We start from the raw sequence: 15009 nt of genomic DNA, 5'->3' as shown, positions 1-15009 counted from the left end.
TTTGCTACGAAACTCCATGCACGATAAACTAAGGAAACATATAGAAAAAGTAGTGCCGCTTACTGATGCCGAATTCGCATTTGTGAGCGACCATTTCACGTATAAAAAGTACAGGAAACACCAGTTTTTGATACAGGAGGGCGATACTGTAAAATACCATTACTTTGTATTATCGGGCTTATTAAAGCTGGTATATACAGAAGATACGGCGAAGCAGCACATTGTATCTTTTGCTATGGAAGATTGGTGGGAAAGCGATTTTTATGCCTATTATACCCAAACTCCGGCTACGCTGTCATTAGAGTGTATTGAAGATACCGAGGTGTTGTGCCTTTTGCTCGAAGACTATAAAAAACTATGCGACGGCCTGCAAAAGATGGAACGTTTCTTTCTCGAAAAAGCGAATTTCGGTTTTCTTGGCGCGCAAAGGCGCATTATATCTTGGCTCACATCAAACGCTAAAGAGCGTTATGAGCAATTGCTGAAACAATCGCCATCCCTTATTCAGCGTGTGCCTAAAAGTTTGCTGGCCGCCTACCTTGGTGTTTCGCGCGAAACATTGAGCAGGCTATCGCCTTGATGTGATAAACATCACTCCATAATCGTGAGGTTTGTCAACAGGCTATTCCGGGTGTTATCATCAACTTTGCTGTGTAAATATTAAACAATACGCCGGGTTACCGGCACAAACAATAAACACAGTAAAATGGAAAAGAGAATCATCAATCCCTGGGAATGGCAGGATAAACGCAGTTACGTACAAGCTGTTGAAGTAAAAAATGTAGAAAGTACGCTGTACATTTCGGGCCAAACGGCAATAAGCGCCGACGGCATATCAAGCGATGAAGATATGAAATCGCAATTGATCAAGGCGCTGCAAAACCTGGAGCAAGTGATCAGCGAAGCTGGTTACGAATGCAAGAACATTGTACGTCTGAACATCTATACCACCGCTACCCACGAACTTTGGCCGCACTTCAATATCTTTCAGGACTGGATAGCCAAACACGGCATTCAGCAAGCGCTTACATTGTTAGAAGTGAAAAGCCTTTTTGAAACGCTGAAGGTTGAGCTGGAAGCTACGGTGGTGAAATAAAGCTTTTATCTCACCATAACTTGTCATCTCGAAACGCAGTGAGAGATCTTCTGCGCCATGCATATCTGCTACTTGCTCGAAGCAGAAGATTTCTCCTCGTACCTCGTCGAAATGACAAAAATTATAGGGTTGGCTTCGCGTTATATATTCCCCCAACCATTAGCCAGTACATCGGCTAAATGATAGGTTTTAACGGGTAGATTATTACGATCTATATAGGCTTGCAGGTGAAGCAGGCATGAGGCATCGGTGGAGATGATATAATCGGCGCCTGCGGCAATGGCATTGTCTACCTTTTGTTGAGCCATCGCAGTAGCTATAGCCTCAAACTTAACGGCGAAACTGCCACCGAAACCGCAGCAGGTTTCGTTATCTTTTAGGTCGACCAGTTCGAGGCCCAATACTTTTGACAACAGTTGCCTTGGTTCTTCTTTAATATGGCATTCGCGCAGGGCGCTGCAACTATCGTGGTATACCGCACGGCCGTCAAGCTCCGCGCCAAAATAATCATATTGCAATATATTCACCAGGAAATCAGACAGCTCGTAGATATTACTTTGAATAGTACGACATTTGTTGTGTTCTACAGTATTGGTAAACAGGTCATTATAGTAATTTTTCACCATGCCGGTGCACGATGCCGATGGGGTAACGATGATGCTATCTTCCTGAAAATCATTTAAAAATTTACGGCCTACCGTTTTGGCATCATCCCAAAAACCGGCATTAAAGGCTGGCTGACCGCAGCAGGTTTGGTTAGGGTTAAATGAAACGCTGCAACCCGCTTTTTCAAGCAGCTTAACGGTATTAAATGCCGTATCGGGGTACAGCTGGTCAACAAAACATGGTACAAATAACTCTATCTTCATTCCCCACAAATAATTTTAAACGGCGCTCATGTCCGTGCTATCGGCACCCTTTTTCTCGGCTTTCAATAAAGAAAACAACAGTATCAAACCTAAGAAAAAGAAACCGCTCAATGTTAATACCGAATTGCGCATGCTGCCGCTAAGCTCTTCAATAAAGCCAAAACTAAACAAACCGCCAACAATAGCAAGCTTTTCGGTAACATCATAAAAGCTGAAGAACGAAGCAGTATCGGTAATGTTTTGCGGTAAATATTTTGAATAGGTAGAGCGCGACAGTGATTGTATGCCGCCCATCACCAAACCTACCAATATAGCCAGCGTGTAAAACTGCATAGCCGTTTGTATAAAGTAGGCCAGCACGCAGGCTATCACCCAAAAGAAAACCACGGTGATCAGCACTTTAATATTACCATACTTTGCCGACAGGCGCGACATGAGATTTGCTCCTACTATAGCTACCAACTGAATGATCAATATAATAGTGATCAGCTGTGTTTTATCCAGCTTCAGCTCTTTAGCGCCAAAGCTTGTGGCCACCAGCATAACGGTTTGTACGCCCATAGAGTAGAAGAAAAATGCAGGTAAAAAGCGTTTTAACAGCGGCATACCCTTCACTTTTTTAAATACTTTGGCCAGCTCTATAAAACCGCCTTTTATAATATTATAATTATGTATTTGTACATTGGGGCTGCCTTTAGGTAATACTTTGAAAGGGATCTGCGCGAAACCTATCCACCAAAGGCCTACCAATAAAAAGGAAAGCTGCGCGGCAGTTTGCCCGGTAATACCAAATGTTTTGGGCGACAGCACAAACGCGAAGCAGATCAACTGCAACAACACGCTGCCTATGTAACCGAAAGTAAAGCCTTTTGCACTCACCTTATCCTGCATATCCAATGTAGCAATTTCGGGCAGGTAAGAGTTGTAAAATACAAACCCGCCGCAGTAACCTATAGCAGCCGTGGCAAAGCAAATTACGCCGAGTTCTAAATGGTTGGCATCAAAAAAGAAAAGCAATCCGCAGGATATGGCCCCTATCAGCGTAAAAAACTGCATGAATGCCTTCTTGTTACCGCGATAATCTGCAATGGAGGTTAAAATGGGCAGCAACAAAGCGATCACCAGGTAAGCGGCCGCCAAAGCATAATCAGACAGGGCGGTATTAACAAACGTGCCGCCAAAAAATTTCACCTTATCGTTATCTCCATTGGCAGTAATGGTTGCATAATACGCCGGAAAAATGGTAGATGTGATCACCAGGTTATAGGCCGAGTTAGCCCAATCGAACATGGCCCAGGCGCGGATAGTCTTTTTGTCGTTTTTAGGTTGCATCGCGCTTTAAAAGTATGTAAAATTTGTTAGTTACAAAAAGAAGACAGTAGGGGTTGCCATTTCATGATTCATTTAATTATTTTACGAGATATTATATCCTCTAATGAAATTTACAAAACCTGTACTTCTACTACTTTCTCTATTACCGGTTATTTCAAGCATCAACACCTTTGCGCAGTCGGCATGCAAACCAGCTGCGCTCAAGTGCGAATACCTGGTAAACCCTTTAGGCATTGATGCCCCTCACCCGCGTTTAACATGGTTACTGGCCGATTTAAGACAAGGAGCCCTGCAAAAAGCCTATCAGGTTTATGTGGGTACCGATTCGGCCGAAGTAAGCCGTGGCAAGGGTGATGCCTGGGAAACCGAAAAGGTATCATCTGCCGCCGGCCTGGTTGCTTACAATGGTAAAACGCTTAACGCCTTTACTAAATACTACTGGCGTGTGGATGTTTGGGATAAAGAAGATATACACAGTTCATCGGCGGTAACCTCGTTTGAAACCGGTATGGGCACCATGCGCAACTGGCAGGGCACCTGGATCACCGACGAGCATGATATGAAAACCAAGCCTGCCCCTTATTTCCGCAAGGTATTTGAGGCGGGTAAAAAGATAAAATCGGCACGTGCTTATATCGCGGTAGCCGGATTGTATGAACTATCTATCAACGGACAAAAAATTGGCAACCACCGGTTAGATCCCATGTATACCCGGTTTGACCGCCGCAACCTGTACGTTACTTATGATGTTACCGCGCAATTGCAAAGCGGCAAAAACGCTATCGGCGTATTGCTGGGCAATGGCTGGTATAATCACCAATCTACCGCGGTGTGGGATTTTGATAAGGCTCCTTGGCGCAACCGCCCTACCTTTTGCCTCGATCTGCGGATCACTTATGAAGATGGATCGGTAGAAACTGTACAGTCGGACAGGTCGTGGAAATCGTCATTGAGCCCGGTAATATTCAACAGCATTTACACCGCTGAGCATTACGATGCCCGCCTGGAGCAAGATGGCTGGAACACTGTAAACTTTGATGATGCCAAATGGAAAGGCGTTATCATTCGTTCGTCGCCGTCAAATAACATCGTATCGCAAAGTATGCAGCCGGTGCGCAATGTGTTGGAGATACCTGCAACAACCTTTGTTAAATTTAACGATACCGCTTATCAGTATAACCTGGGGCGCAATATTTCGGGCGTGAGCAAAATTACCGTTAAGGGTGAGGCGGGTACCGTTATCCGCCTGCGCCATGCGGAAAGATTGTATGATAACGGCCGTGTCGATCTGTCGAATATTGATCAGCATTATCGCCCCGTTGGCACCGAAGACCCTTACCAAACCGATATTTTTATACTTAGCGGCAAAGGCGAAGAAACCTTTATGCCTAAGTTTAACTACAAAGGCTTTCAGTACGTTGAAGTAAAGGCCAGCAAACCAATTAAACTTACTAAACAAAACCTGGTAGGTTATTTTATGCACAGCGATGTGGAGCCTATTGGTACCATCAGTACCTCAAACCCGGTAGTGAACAAAATATGGAGCGCTACCAATGCCTCCTACCTGTCTAACCTGTTTGGCTACCCTACAGATTGCCCTCAGCGCGAAAAGAACGGCTGGACAGGCGACGCGCAAATAGCCATTGAAACCGGCTTATATAGCTTTGACGGCATTACCATTTACGAAAAATGGTTGGCCGATCATCGTGACGAGCAGCAGCCGAACGGTGTGTTACCGTCTATTATACCTACCAATGGTTGGGGTTATGAGTGGGGTAATGGCCCTGATTGGACCAGCACCATCGCCGTTATACCATGGAACATTTATTTATTTTATGGCGACAGCAAAATATTAAGCGACAACTACGACAACATTAAACGTTACGTTGACCATATTGACGAGCAATACCCAACCGGACTAACCACCTGGGGGCTTGGCGACTGGGTACCGGTAAAATCAAAATCTCCGGTTGAGCTTACTTCATCGGCCTACTACTTTGCCGATGCCACCATACTATCAAAAACAGCCGCCCTATTAGGCAAAACCGCCGATGCTGAAAAGTATGAAAAACTGGCGCAAAAGATCAAAAACGCTGTAAACGCCAAATACCTCAACCCTGCCACCAACCTGTACGGTGCAGGTACACAAACCGAATTGAGCGTACCATTATATTGGGGCTTAGTGCCTGCTGAAGTAAAACCGCAGGTGGCTGCCAACCTGGCCAAACGTGTAGAATTTGACAAGTTCCATTTGGATGTGGGGTTACTGGGAACGAAGGCTATTTTGAACGCGCTTGGACAGAACGGCTACACCGATGTTGCTTACAAAGTGGCTTCGCAGGAAGATTTCCCATCATGGGGTTGGTGGATTGTGAACGGTGCTACCACGCTTTACGAAAACTGGAACATCAAATCGAAATATGATATATCGCTCAATCACATCATGTTCGGCGAAATTGGCGCGTGGCTGTACAAAGGCATTGGCGGTATTTTCCCTGATGAAACACAACCTGGTTTTAAAAACGTATTGCTGAAACCACATTTTGTACCTAATCTGCAAAACTATGAGTCGTCGCATACGGGGCCTTTCGGAAAGATCACCTCATCGTGGAGACGTAAAGGCAAGGGCGTTAGTTATACTGCTGTAGTACCGGCCAACTCAACCGCTACTATTTATTTCCCGGTAACAGCGGGTCAGCAGGTGTACCTGAACAACAAAGCAGTAAGCACCACCGATTTCGCTGCCGATACCAAACTGTACAAGGTAGAAGCCGGAACGTATACTTTTGAGATAAAGTAAAGTAACGCATCAATATTTTGAAAGGGCGGTGAAGTATCACCGCCCTTTCTTATTTTGCGAGGATTGTGATTATTACTTATTTTCACTTTTAAATCACCTGAACCTCATGAAACCTTTTTTAACTGTACTTATCATTTTCACATCTATCAACTGGTGTTTCGGCCAGCTCATATTAAACAACGATAAAAAACTGCATTATGGGGAAAATTCGGTAACTGATTTTATACAATCGAACAATTTTGATTACGCGCTAATTGAATGGGGTACGGCTTATAAGGATGGCTATGAAGGTAGTTTCCGCTGTATAATTCAGCAGAATAAGCAATGGTATTTAGCCAAAATCAATTACAATGAGGAGCATATAATGACTCCATACAAGCTCACATTTAAATCGGCTTTACTTAAACCAGCACAAGCCGACTCTGTATTAAAAGCACTTAAAATTGATTCGGCATATTATTACAATCAGGAAGCATTAGATAAATTGCCGGAAAGTATTGAAGTAAAGAAAAGAAAAAATATCATATCAGTATATCATGAACCTCAACACCATCCCACCTTTCACCTTGCCTTATTAAACGATGGAAAAATAACCTTTCTAAGATTTTACGCACCGCATTATTACCTTGAAAACTTCACGCCCCATGCACCCCAATATGGCATATTAAAGGGCTTGGTGAATACCATCAATAAATTATCTGAAGCGGTATATAAATATGTTAAATAGCCTAATTATAACTCATTCGCCTAAAGCAAATTCAACAGCAGCTTTGGAATGAATAAGCAGCGTATCGAATAAGGGCAAATTGGTATCTTCATTACTGATAAGCAGCGGTATTTCAGTACAGCCCAATATAATACCTTGCGCGCCCTGGGTTACCAGTTTATCAATTACGTTGAGGTAGTATTGTTTAGTTTCGGGGAGAATGAGGCCTTTACCCAGCTCCTCACCTATAGTATGGTGAATAAAATCGCGGTCTGCTTCGTCGGGTATCAGCGTTTCAATACCGGCATCTTTCAATTTGTCGGTAAAGAATTCGCGCTCCATGGTGAATTTTGTACCCAGCAGGCCAACTTTGGTAATATTTTGCTTGTTTATCTCTTTAGCTGTTGCCACCGCGATATGAATCACTGGCAGATCCACTGCCAGTTCAACATCGTGCGCTAAAAGGTGCATGGTATTGGCGCAAAGTACCAGTGCCTGCGCCCCGCTGTTCTTCAGGTTGATCCCGGCGTCGATCAGCATAGTACGTGTACTATCCCAGTCGTTGGCGTTGTTGTTACGAACAATATCGGCATAGTTAAAAGAGTATAAGGCCAGTTGCGCTGCATTTACACCGCCCAGTATATCATTAACACCTTGATTGATGTGCCTGTAATAATCAACCGTTGATACCAACTGGTACCACCTATAAGTCCGAGAGTTTTCATAGAATGCAATATTAGCAAGACCGCATTGCAAACTAAAACAGATATTTATAACGTGTACTGATAATGACCTTTATATTGCATTTTAATTAGCCATGATAAACGCAGCCGATAACTTCTATCTCCAAAAAGATGAGCCCATAAAAGGGTGTTTACTGACCTTGCGAGAGATCATACTAAAGCAAGATCCGCTTATCACCACCGCCTGGAAATACGGGATACCTTTCTTTTGTTATAAGGGAAAAATATTTTGCTACCTGTGGGTACACAAAAAGTACGGGCAGCCTTACATAGGCATAGTAGAAGGCAAACGTTTAGAACATCCCGAACTCATCATCGAAAAGCGTTCGCGAATGAAGATCATGCTGTTTGATGCGGAGCAGGATTTGCCAATAACCACCATCGAAGACATCTTACAGCAAGCGCTTGATCTTTACAGAAATGGGGTTATCTTTATAAAATAAAGCTTAACCTGAACCAACTGAAAATGAGCAGCACAGGAATTTTAAATCTTAAAGCAAGGCCCTATAATCTGTTTATTATAAGTGTGCTAATCGTACCGATCTTATATTTCTCAGCAATAGCTAACACCTTCGATATCAATATACATGATACCTATTTCGTTATTTCCGGTTCGGTTGTTTATATAGGATTTACCTTGTATTTGATACTAACATGGAGTATTTATCTAATAATTAAAAGGCGGGCGCTATCTAACGCACTTACATGGTTACATGCAATTGGAACTCTTTTACCCGTAATAGCTTATTTAATATTAATAAATCCAACGTGGCGTGCCCCCGAAAGCCAAATGGATTCACCTGATTATTTTGAAAAATTAAGCTTGGTTGTAAACACACTGAGAATTGTATCACTTATTGCGTTTATAGTATTTATTACAAGTCAGTTTATCGGGATACTTAACATTGTGGGCGGATTAATAAAATCGGTGTTAAAGAAGAGTTGATTACGCTATAAACCCTTGCCTAATCAACATATTTACCCGGCATTACGAATGGGCGATTTCCTTCTCCATCGATAATTGCCTTACAAAATCACCAATATTTATGTAGATTTGCAGCGCTTTTGGTTCCCTGTACAATTTTTTAGTATCAGGATTAAAAGGGAATCCGGTGTAAATCCGGAACTGTCCCGCAGCTGTAAGCTCCATACAACCAAAGTCCATTCTTAAGTCACTGTGCGCTGCCGCGCATGGGAAGACGGACAAGGGGAGCAAGTCAGAATACCTGCCTCAAGCTTTACTATTTCATAGCTTTCGCGGATAGAAGCTGGAATGAGAATACTTTTCGTGTATTTCATTTTTAGGTGTACCAATTCGGTTTGCTGTGGGTAATTAACTCACAACACACAATGGAATTATCAGTACGTAACACGCTGTTGAAGCGCGTTCACTGCAGTTTTGGCTTATGTTTCGCCCTTGTATTTACAATGGGCATGCTATTGTTTTGCCCTTTTGCATCGGCCCAAAACGCTACTGTAAATGATACCACCCGCAGGGACACTACCAAAGGCCGTTTGCTCAACCAGGTTGATATCCGCGGCATCAATAAAAACGACCGTAACACATCGCCCACCCCATTACAAACCCTTAAAGGCGCGCAGTTAGAACGCCTGAACAGTTTTTCGGTGGGTGACGCCATTCGTTTTTTTACCGGTGTACAGATAAAAGACTACGGCGGCATCGGCGGCTTAAAAACCGTTAACGTGCGTAGTTTGGGCAGCAACCACACAGCAGTGTTTTACGATGGCGTACAGGTAGGCAACGCCCAAAACGGGCAGGTTGACCTTGGTAAATTTTCGTTGGATAATATTGACGAGATCTCCCTTTATAACGGGCAAAACAGCGACCTTTTTCAACCCGCAAAAGGTTTTTCGTCGGCCAGTGCTTTGTACATTCAATCCAAACAGCCGCAATTTAACGCAGGTGAACATACCAAACTGAAAGCCGGTTTCAAAAGTGGTTCCTTCGGGTTGATTAATCCATCTATACTATGGCAGCAAAAGCTGAACAGCAACGTAAGCAGTAACATCAGCGCCGAACTCACCAAAGCCGATGGCCGCTACAAGTTTAGGGAAACCAACAGCGTGTACGATACCACCGCCGTACGAAACAATACCGATGTGTACGCCCTGCGATTGGAAGGAGGCTTCAACGGAAAGATTGCCGACAGTACAACATGGTCGGCAAAAACCTATTATTACCATTCGGCACGTGGTTTACCGGGACCTATCATAGGCAATAAATTCAACTACACCCAACGCCAATGGGACGATAACTTTTTTGTACAAGGCAATTATCGCCATGCATTCAGCAAACATTACAGCCTACTGCTCAATGCCAAGTACGCGCACGATAATACGCGCTACCTCGATCCGGAAGCGCCGCCTGTAATCAGAACGGATACCAGTCTTTTAGAGAACAATTTTCAGCAGCAGGAAGTATACCTTTCTGCCGCCAGCCAGTACCGCGTTACCAATAACTGGAAGTTCGTTTTATCTGTCGATTACCAGTGGAATAAGCTTGATGCCGATCTGGATCACTTTGCTTACCCTACCCGCATTACTTTGCTTACCGCCTTTGCTACACAACTGCGCCTGGGCAGGGCAAACCTGCAAGCAACCTTGTTGGGTACTTTTATAAACGATCAAGTAAAGCAGTTTGTATCGGCAGGTAACAAGCAGGAATACACCCCAGCCTTTACAGCTACCTGGCAGCCATTTGAAAACACCGGCCTACTATTGAGGGCTTTTTACAAAAGCATTTTCCGGATGCCTACCTTTAACGATCTCTATTATAACGTTGTGGGCAACGCGCTGCTAAAGCCCGAACGTGCCAAACAATATAACATTGGCTTCACCTACAACCTGCCGGTGAGCGGGTTTATTTTAAAGGAAATATCCATACAAACCGATGCCTATTATAACCGGGTAACCGATAAAATTGTAGCCATCCCCACGGCAAATCTCTTCCGGTGGACGATGTATAACATTGGTGTAGTGAATATTAAGGGCCTGGAGTTAAACACCCAAAGCACATGGCAACTATCGCGCACGGTTATGTTAAATGCAGGGCTTAACTACACCTATCAGCAGGCACTTGATGTAACCGAGACTGAAACTTATTACGTGCCCTATATCCCGCTGCATAGCGTCTCGTTGCTGTTGGGTGTCGATTGGCGCAAATGGACTTTCAATTACAGTTATCTGTACACCGGTTCGCGTTACAGCCAAAAAAGCAATGCCGCCAATGGTAACGAAAACTACATGGAACCCTGGTATACCCACGATGTGGCCATAGCTTATAATACCCCGCTGTACAAACACAACCTGAAACTCTCTGCCGAAATAAATAATGTACTTAACCAGGACCGCTACATCGTGCAAAACTTCCCGATGCCGAGGCGTTTCTACCGTTTTAAAATGAGTATTGATCTGTAATGATGATGAAATATAACAACGTATTACGCCGGTATACCTACCTGCTTGCAGTGTTGTTGTCGCTAACGCTGATGAGCGCCTGCCGTAAAGAGCATACCGTTACCCCCGAGCAGGAAACCACCCTGTTTACCCCCGACCCGGCCAACACACTTAAAGGTATGTACCTGCTTAACGAGGGCAACATGAACATGAACAAGGCCTCGTTAGATTATGTTGATTTTACAACCGGGATATACCGCAAAAACATTTATGGTCAGGCTAACCCATCGGTAGTGAAGGGCTTGGGCGATGTGGGTAATGATATAGGCGTTTATGGCTCAAAGCTGTACGTGGTGGTTAACGTATCCAACAAGCTGGAAATTCTCGATGTAAAGACCTCCAAGAGCATCAAGAAGATAGACATTATCAACTGCCGCTATGTTACCTTTCATAATGGTAAAGCTTATGTAAGTGCTTATTTGGGCAAGGTTGGCGACCCTAAAGCTCCCAATGGCATAGTGGCCGAAATTGATACCGCTACCCTGCAAATAACACGGCAGGTAACCGTTGGCCGCCAGCCCGAAGAAATGGCCATTGTGAGCGATAAGCTGTACATCGCTAACTCGGGCGGGTATAGTCCGGCTAAGTACGAAAGTACCGTATCCGTTATCGACCTTAACTCCTTTACCGAAGTAAAGCGCATTGAAGTCGCCATTAACCTCGATCGTGTAAAAGCTGACCGTTACGGTGACCTATATGTTACCTCGCGGGGAGATTATTATAATATCCCATCAAAACTTTTCGTGATAGATACCCATACCGACGCGGTTAAAAAAGTGTTCGACATTGCAGCCAGCAACCTGTGTATCGACGACGATATCGCTTACCTCTACGCTACCGAATGGAGTTATCCGCTGCAAAAGAACATCATCAGTTACAATATGATCAACGTAAAGGATGAAACCCTGCTCGATAAAAAGTTCATTACCGACGGTACCGAAAAACAGATCGCTATTCCATACGGCATTATGGTAAACCCGGTAACCAAGGAGGTATTTGTAACCGATGCCAAAGATTACGTTACCCCCGGTACCCTTTACTGCTTTGACCCTGCCGGGAAAAAGAAATGGCAGGTAACTACCGGTGATATCCCCGCCCACATGGCTTTTGTTCATTAATCAATCAACATATAAATATGAAATACAATTACTTAGCTAAAAGTTACGCCAAACCTATTACCACATGTGTGCTGCTGGGTTTATCCTTCCTCGCATCCTGCAAAAAGGACGACACAGCAACACCCGAACCCGAAAAAGAACAGGAAGCCCCTATACGCCCGGTGACCGATAAAAGCAATGCTTACGTTACCTCGCTTATCGAATACAAACCTGCTCCCGGTCAGTTTATCAATACAGGCTTTGCCGATACCACTGCTGCCAAGAGTTTACTAAAAGGCCCGGATGGCTTTGTTACGCTGGGTGCATGGGGTGGCTATATCACACTCGGTTTTGACCATACCGTGCTTGATGTGCAGGGCAAGCCCGATTTTATTGTATATGGCAATGCCTTCGAAAAATTTGCCGAACCCGGTATAATATGGGTAATGCAGGATACCAATGGTAACGGCAAAGCCGACGATACCTGGTACGAGCTTGCGGGCAGCGCCTATTACAAAGATGGTTACGTGCGTGACTATACCGTTACCTACACCCGCCCGGCATCAGATACCGCCAGCGTGCCATGGAAGGATAACAAAGGAAATTCGGGCGTAATTGCTACCAATATGTTTCATACGCAGCCTTATTTCCCGACATCGGTTAGCGGTAACGAGTATACCTTGAGCGGAAGTTTACTGCCATCAACCAATATTAATGACGATGATCCTTTTTACATCACCAGCGGATCGTTCGATTTTGGCTATGCCGATAATAGCAGCGGCGGCGACAAGGTTGATATAGCCAACGCTATTGATGCCAAAGGCAACAAGGTTAACCTGAAAGGTATCGACTTTGTAAAAATTCAGACCGGGATACTTTACAACATGGGCTGGCTGGGCGAGCAATCAACCGAAGTATCGGGCGTAGCCGACCTAAGCCTGCTGAAATAATCATCATTCACTAAATTTTCAATTCATCAAATAACATTAAATGATCAACATTACTACTTTAAAAAGATCAACCGCTTTAGTTGCCGCCTTCGCGCTGGCGCTGGCTTCATGTACCAAAGACCATAACGATGCCATAAGCATAGTTAAACCAGGACTGAGCGTTAAAAGCGGAGCAGACACCATAACCCTTGGCAACCCCTTAACCCTTCGCCCTAAACTGGCCGAAAGAACCGGGGTTACCTATACCTGGGCTGTAGATGGCAAATCTGTAGGTACCGATTCCATATACACCTTTAACCCTGCCGACCGCGGCGATTACAAAGTAAGTTTCACGGCATCAAACACCGCCGGTAAAACATCGGCCGAATACCAGATACACGTTTGGGGTAAGTACGAAAACGGTTTCTTCCTGGTAAATGAAGGTTGGTTTGGCCATGGCACAGGTACGGTTAATTTTTATCGTTACGATACCAAGACTTTGGAAGACAGCGTGTATACCAAAGAAAATCCGGGTAAAACATTAGATCCGAAGACTTCTACGCTTGAAAACGGCACTATATTCAACGGCAAACTGTACCTATCCAGCAAAGTTGGCGGCCCGGTTGTGGTTACCGATGCTTATTCGCTTAAAGAAACCGGCCGCATAGCCAGCGCAGGCGGCAACGACTGGCGCGCGTTTGTCGGTGTTGACAATACCAACGGATTAATCACCAGCGGAAACGGCGTTTATAAAGTAAACCTTTCGCCTTTAACGCTGGGCGCAAAAGTAGCCGGTATCAGCGGAGAAATTGCCGATGTTATTAAGGCAGGCAATTATATCTTCCTGCTATCGCAAACAGAGGGCGTGCTCGTTTTAAATGCCGGCGACTACAGCATTGCTAAAAAGATCCCTAATGTAACCGTGGCATTTGCCAAAACACCTGACGGTACCGTGTGGTGCGCAGGCGGCAAATCACTCATCAAGATAAACCCTGCAAATTTAGAAACACAAACCATCGCCGTGCCATTTGATGTACATGGTTCTTGGGGTGCATGGCATCCGGGATCTATCACAGCGTCTACAAAAGCCAACGTGGTTTACCTTGCTAAAAACGGCCCATGGAGCGGCGGTACTACCATTTACAAATACGATGGCAGCGCGTCGTCATTAAACAGCGCGTTTATTACCCTGCCTGTGGGCAAAGAGCTGTATGGTGCAGGCCTTGGTTACAACGCACGCTTTAACCACCTCATAGTTACAACAGTACAATCGGGCTACGGCGTAAACTATAGCTTTAACAATGTTTACTTCCACGATGCTACAACCGGCAGCATAAAGAAAGACCTGGCTTACAGAGGTTACTTCTTCCCGGCTATGCCATTGTCGCAACAATAGTTCAATCAACTGATCCGGACTCAAATTATAAAGCCCTTTCTTTACATGGTAGAGAAAGGGCTTTTTTTATGAATCAGGGCGTATCCCTACGGGTCGGGCTATTCGCTCATACTGCACAGGCATTAGGCGCGAGGCCGGTATCCGCTACTATCCCTTACGCGGAAGACAAGTGTGCAGTGAGTAAGACTTACGAAGTTTTAAAAACTTCGTAAGTCTCGCCTTTTATTTCAATATCGCTTTTATATCTGATATGATCTTCTCTGCTAATTCATTAGCGGTGTTTTCCGATTCACTTTCCGAATAAATGCGGATGATAGGTTCAGTATTTGATCTCCGCAAATGTACCCATTCTTTGTCAAATTCTATTTTCAATCCGTCAATTGTGGTATGCGGCTGACTTTTGTATTTCTCTTCTACTTTCAGCAGTAACGCGTCGATATCCATTTCAGGGGTCAGCGTGATCTTGTTCTTCGAGATAAAATAGTTCGGATACGAACTCCTTAATACCGATACCGGCTTATTATATTTTGCCAGATGGGTCAGGAATAAGGCTATACCTGCCAG

General features: G+C 44.4%; 13 protein-coding genes, 1 pseudogene and 1 riboswitch. Of the genes and pseudogenes, 10 read left to right on the top strand and 4 right to left on the bottom strand.

All coding sequences use genetic code 11. The annotated features are described in order from the left end of the window. The first annotated feature begins 16 nt into the window (after positions 1-16). On the top strand, positions 17-580 hold the full coding sequence (locus AC07NA_RS00070) for a Crp/Fnr family transcriptional regulator (protein ID WP_494894586.1): 564 nt from the start codon (positions 17-19) through the stop codon (positions 578-580). Between the two features lie 126 nt (positions 581-706). Further along, positions 707-1096: a RidA family protein gene (locus AC07NA_RS00065; RefSeq protein ID WP_345209788.1), complete on the top strand. Its 390-nt coding sequence runs from the start codon at positions 707-709 to the stop codon at positions 1094-1096. A 140-nt stretch (positions 1097-1236) separates the two neighbouring features. On the opposite strand, the gene AC07NA_RS00060 is transcribed toward AC07NA_RS00065, so the two are convergent. Both AC07NA_RS00060 and AC07NA_RS00055 read right to left on the bottom strand, forming a co-directional pair. Further along, a complete protein-coding gene (locus tag AC07NA_RS00060; protein WP_494894584.1) occupies positions 1237-1965 on the bottom strand; it encodes a (Fe-S)-binding protein in 729 nt (242 codons plus the stop codon). Positions 1966-1980: 15 nt separating this feature from the next. Beyond that, on the bottom strand, positions 1981-3297 hold the full coding sequence (locus AC07NA_RS00055; RefSeq protein ID WP_494894582.1) for an MFS transporter: 1317 nt from the start codon (positions 3295-3297) through the stop codon (positions 1981-1983). Between the two features lie 103 nt (positions 3298-3400). Here AC07NA_RS00055 and AC07NA_RS00050 point away from each other — a divergent pair, with 103 nt between their 5' ends. Both AC07NA_RS00050 and AC07NA_RS00045 read left to right on the top strand, forming a co-directional pair. Then, complete coding sequence (locus AC07NA_RS00050; protein WP_494894580.1) at positions 3401-6097, top strand: alpha-L-rhamnosidase; 2697 nt, start codon at positions 3401-3403, stop codon at positions 6095-6097. Positions 6098-6203: 106 nt separating this feature from the next. After that, complete coding sequence (locus AC07NA_RS00045; protein WP_494894578.1) at positions 6204-6824, top strand: hypothetical protein; 621 nt, start codon at positions 6204-6206, stop codon at positions 6822-6824. A gap of 12 nt (positions 6825-6836) precedes the next feature. Here the strand turns inward: AC07NA_RS00045 and AC07NA_RS00040 are convergent, their stop codons facing one another. Continuing rightward, the gene (locus AC07NA_RS00040; RefSeq protein WP_494894576.1) at positions 6837-7496 is read right to left on the bottom strand and encodes an aspartate/glutamate racemase family protein; all 660 of its coding nucleotides are present in this window, start codon (positions 7494-7496) and stop codon (positions 6837-6839) included. A gap of 124 nt (positions 7497-7620) precedes the next feature. Here AC07NA_RS00040 and AC07NA_RS00035 point away from each other — a divergent pair, with 124 nt between their 5' ends. From AC07NA_RS00035 to AC07NA_RS00010, 6 genes are all read left to right on the top strand, one after another. Beyond that, entirely contained in the window at positions 7621-7989 is a 369-nt protein-coding gene (locus AC07NA_RS00035; RefSeq protein ID WP_494894574.1) for a DUF1801 domain-containing protein, read from the top strand. Between the two features lie 23 nt (positions 7990-8012). Then, positions 8013-8492, top strand: a complete 480-nt coding sequence (locus tag AC07NA_RS00030; protein WP_494894572.1) for a hypothetical protein — start codon at positions 8013-8015, stop codon at positions 8490-8492. A gap of 103 nt (positions 8493-8595) precedes the next feature. Continuing rightward, positions 8596-8794, top strand: a riboswitch (cobalamin riboswitch). 102 nt (positions 8795-8896) lie between these two features. After that, on the top strand, positions 8897-10984 hold the full coding sequence (locus tag AC07NA_RS00025) for a TonB-dependent receptor plug domain-containing protein (RefSeq protein ID WP_494894570.1): 2088 nt from the start codon (positions 8897-8899) through the stop codon (positions 10982-10984). Continuing rightward, on the top strand, positions 10984-12141 hold the full coding sequence (locus AC07NA_RS00020; RefSeq protein WP_494894568.1) for a YncE family protein: 1158 nt from the start codon (positions 10984-10986) through the stop codon (positions 12139-12141). Before AC07NA_RS00025 ends, AC07NA_RS00020 begins: the two co-directional genes overlap by 1 nt. A 17-nt stretch (positions 12142-12158) precedes the next feature. Then, a complete protein-coding gene (locus AC07NA_RS00015; RefSeq protein WP_494894566.1) occupies positions 12159-13070 on the top strand; it encodes a cell surface protein in 912 nt (303 codons plus the stop codon). A 40-nt stretch (positions 13071-13110) separates the two neighbouring features. Further along, positions 13111-14445, top strand: coding sequence for a DUF5074 domain-containing protein (locus AC07NA_RS00010; RefSeq protein WP_494894564.1), 1335 nt, complete (start codon positions 13111-13113; stop codon positions 14443-14445). Between the two features lie 222 nt (positions 14446-14667). Here the strand turns inward: AC07NA_RS00010 and AC07NA_RS00005 are convergent. Then, positions 14668-15009 (bottom strand): annotated as a pseudogene (locus tag AC07NA_RS00005) (phosphoglucosamine mutase); the annotation flags it as partial.

It is taken from the genome of Mucilaginibacter sp. GW821-FHT07G05 (assembly GCF_059418565.1).
Note: the sequence above shows the minus strand (reverse complement) of the source record. Positions and strands in the feature narration are given on the sequence as shown.

What these genes read in the sequence shown, in the direction of transcription:
- AC07NA_RS00010 (WP_494894564.1), top strand. Translation starts at nt 13,111, where the DNA reads ATGATCAACATTACTACTTTAAAAAGATCAACCGCTTTAGTTGCCGCC.
- AC07NA_RS00035 (WP_494894574.1), top strand. Translation starts at nt 7,621, where the DNA reads ATGATAAACGCAGCCGATAACTTCTATCTCCAAAAAGATGAGCCCATA.
- AC07NA_RS00015 (WP_494894566.1), top strand. Translation starts at nt 12,159, where the DNA reads ATGAAATACAATTACTTAGCTAAAAGTTACGCCAAACCTATTACCACA.
- AC07NA_RS00030 (WP_494894572.1), top strand. Translation starts at nt 8,013, where the DNA reads ATGAGCAGCACAGGAATTTTAAATCTTAAAGCAAGGCCCTATAATCTG.
- AC07NA_RS00060 (WP_494894584.1), bottom strand. Translation starts at nt 1,965, where the DNA reads ATGAAGATAGAGTTATTTGTACCATGTTTTGTTGACCAGCTGTACCCC.
- AC07NA_RS00020 (WP_494894568.1), top strand. Translation starts at nt 10,984, where the DNA reads ATGATGATGAAATATAACAACGTATTACGCCGGTATACCTACCTGCTT.
- AC07NA_RS00025 (WP_494894570.1), top strand. Translation starts at nt 8,897, where the DNA reads ATGGAATTATCAGTACGTAACACGCTGTTGAAGCGCGTTCACTGCAGT.
- AC07NA_RS00065 (WP_345209788.1), top strand. Translation starts at nt 707, where the DNA reads ATGGAAAAGAGAATCATCAATCCCTGGGAATGGCAGGATAAACGCAGT.
- AC07NA_RS00050 (WP_494894580.1), top strand. Translation starts at nt 3,401, where the DNA reads ATGAAATTTACAAAACCTGTACTTCTACTACTTTCTCTATTACCGGTT.
- AC07NA_RS00055 (WP_494894582.1), bottom strand. Translation starts at nt 3,297, where the DNA reads ATGCAACCTAAAAACGACAAAAAGACTATCCGCGCCTGGGCCATGTTC.
- AC07NA_RS00070 (WP_494894586.1), top strand. Translation starts at nt 17, where the DNA reads ATGCACGATAAACTAAGGAAACATATAGAAAAAGTAGTGCCGCTTACT.
- AC07NA_RS00045 (WP_494894578.1), top strand. Translation starts at nt 6,204, where the DNA reads ATGAAACCTTTTTTAACTGTACTTATCATTTTCACATCTATCAACTGG.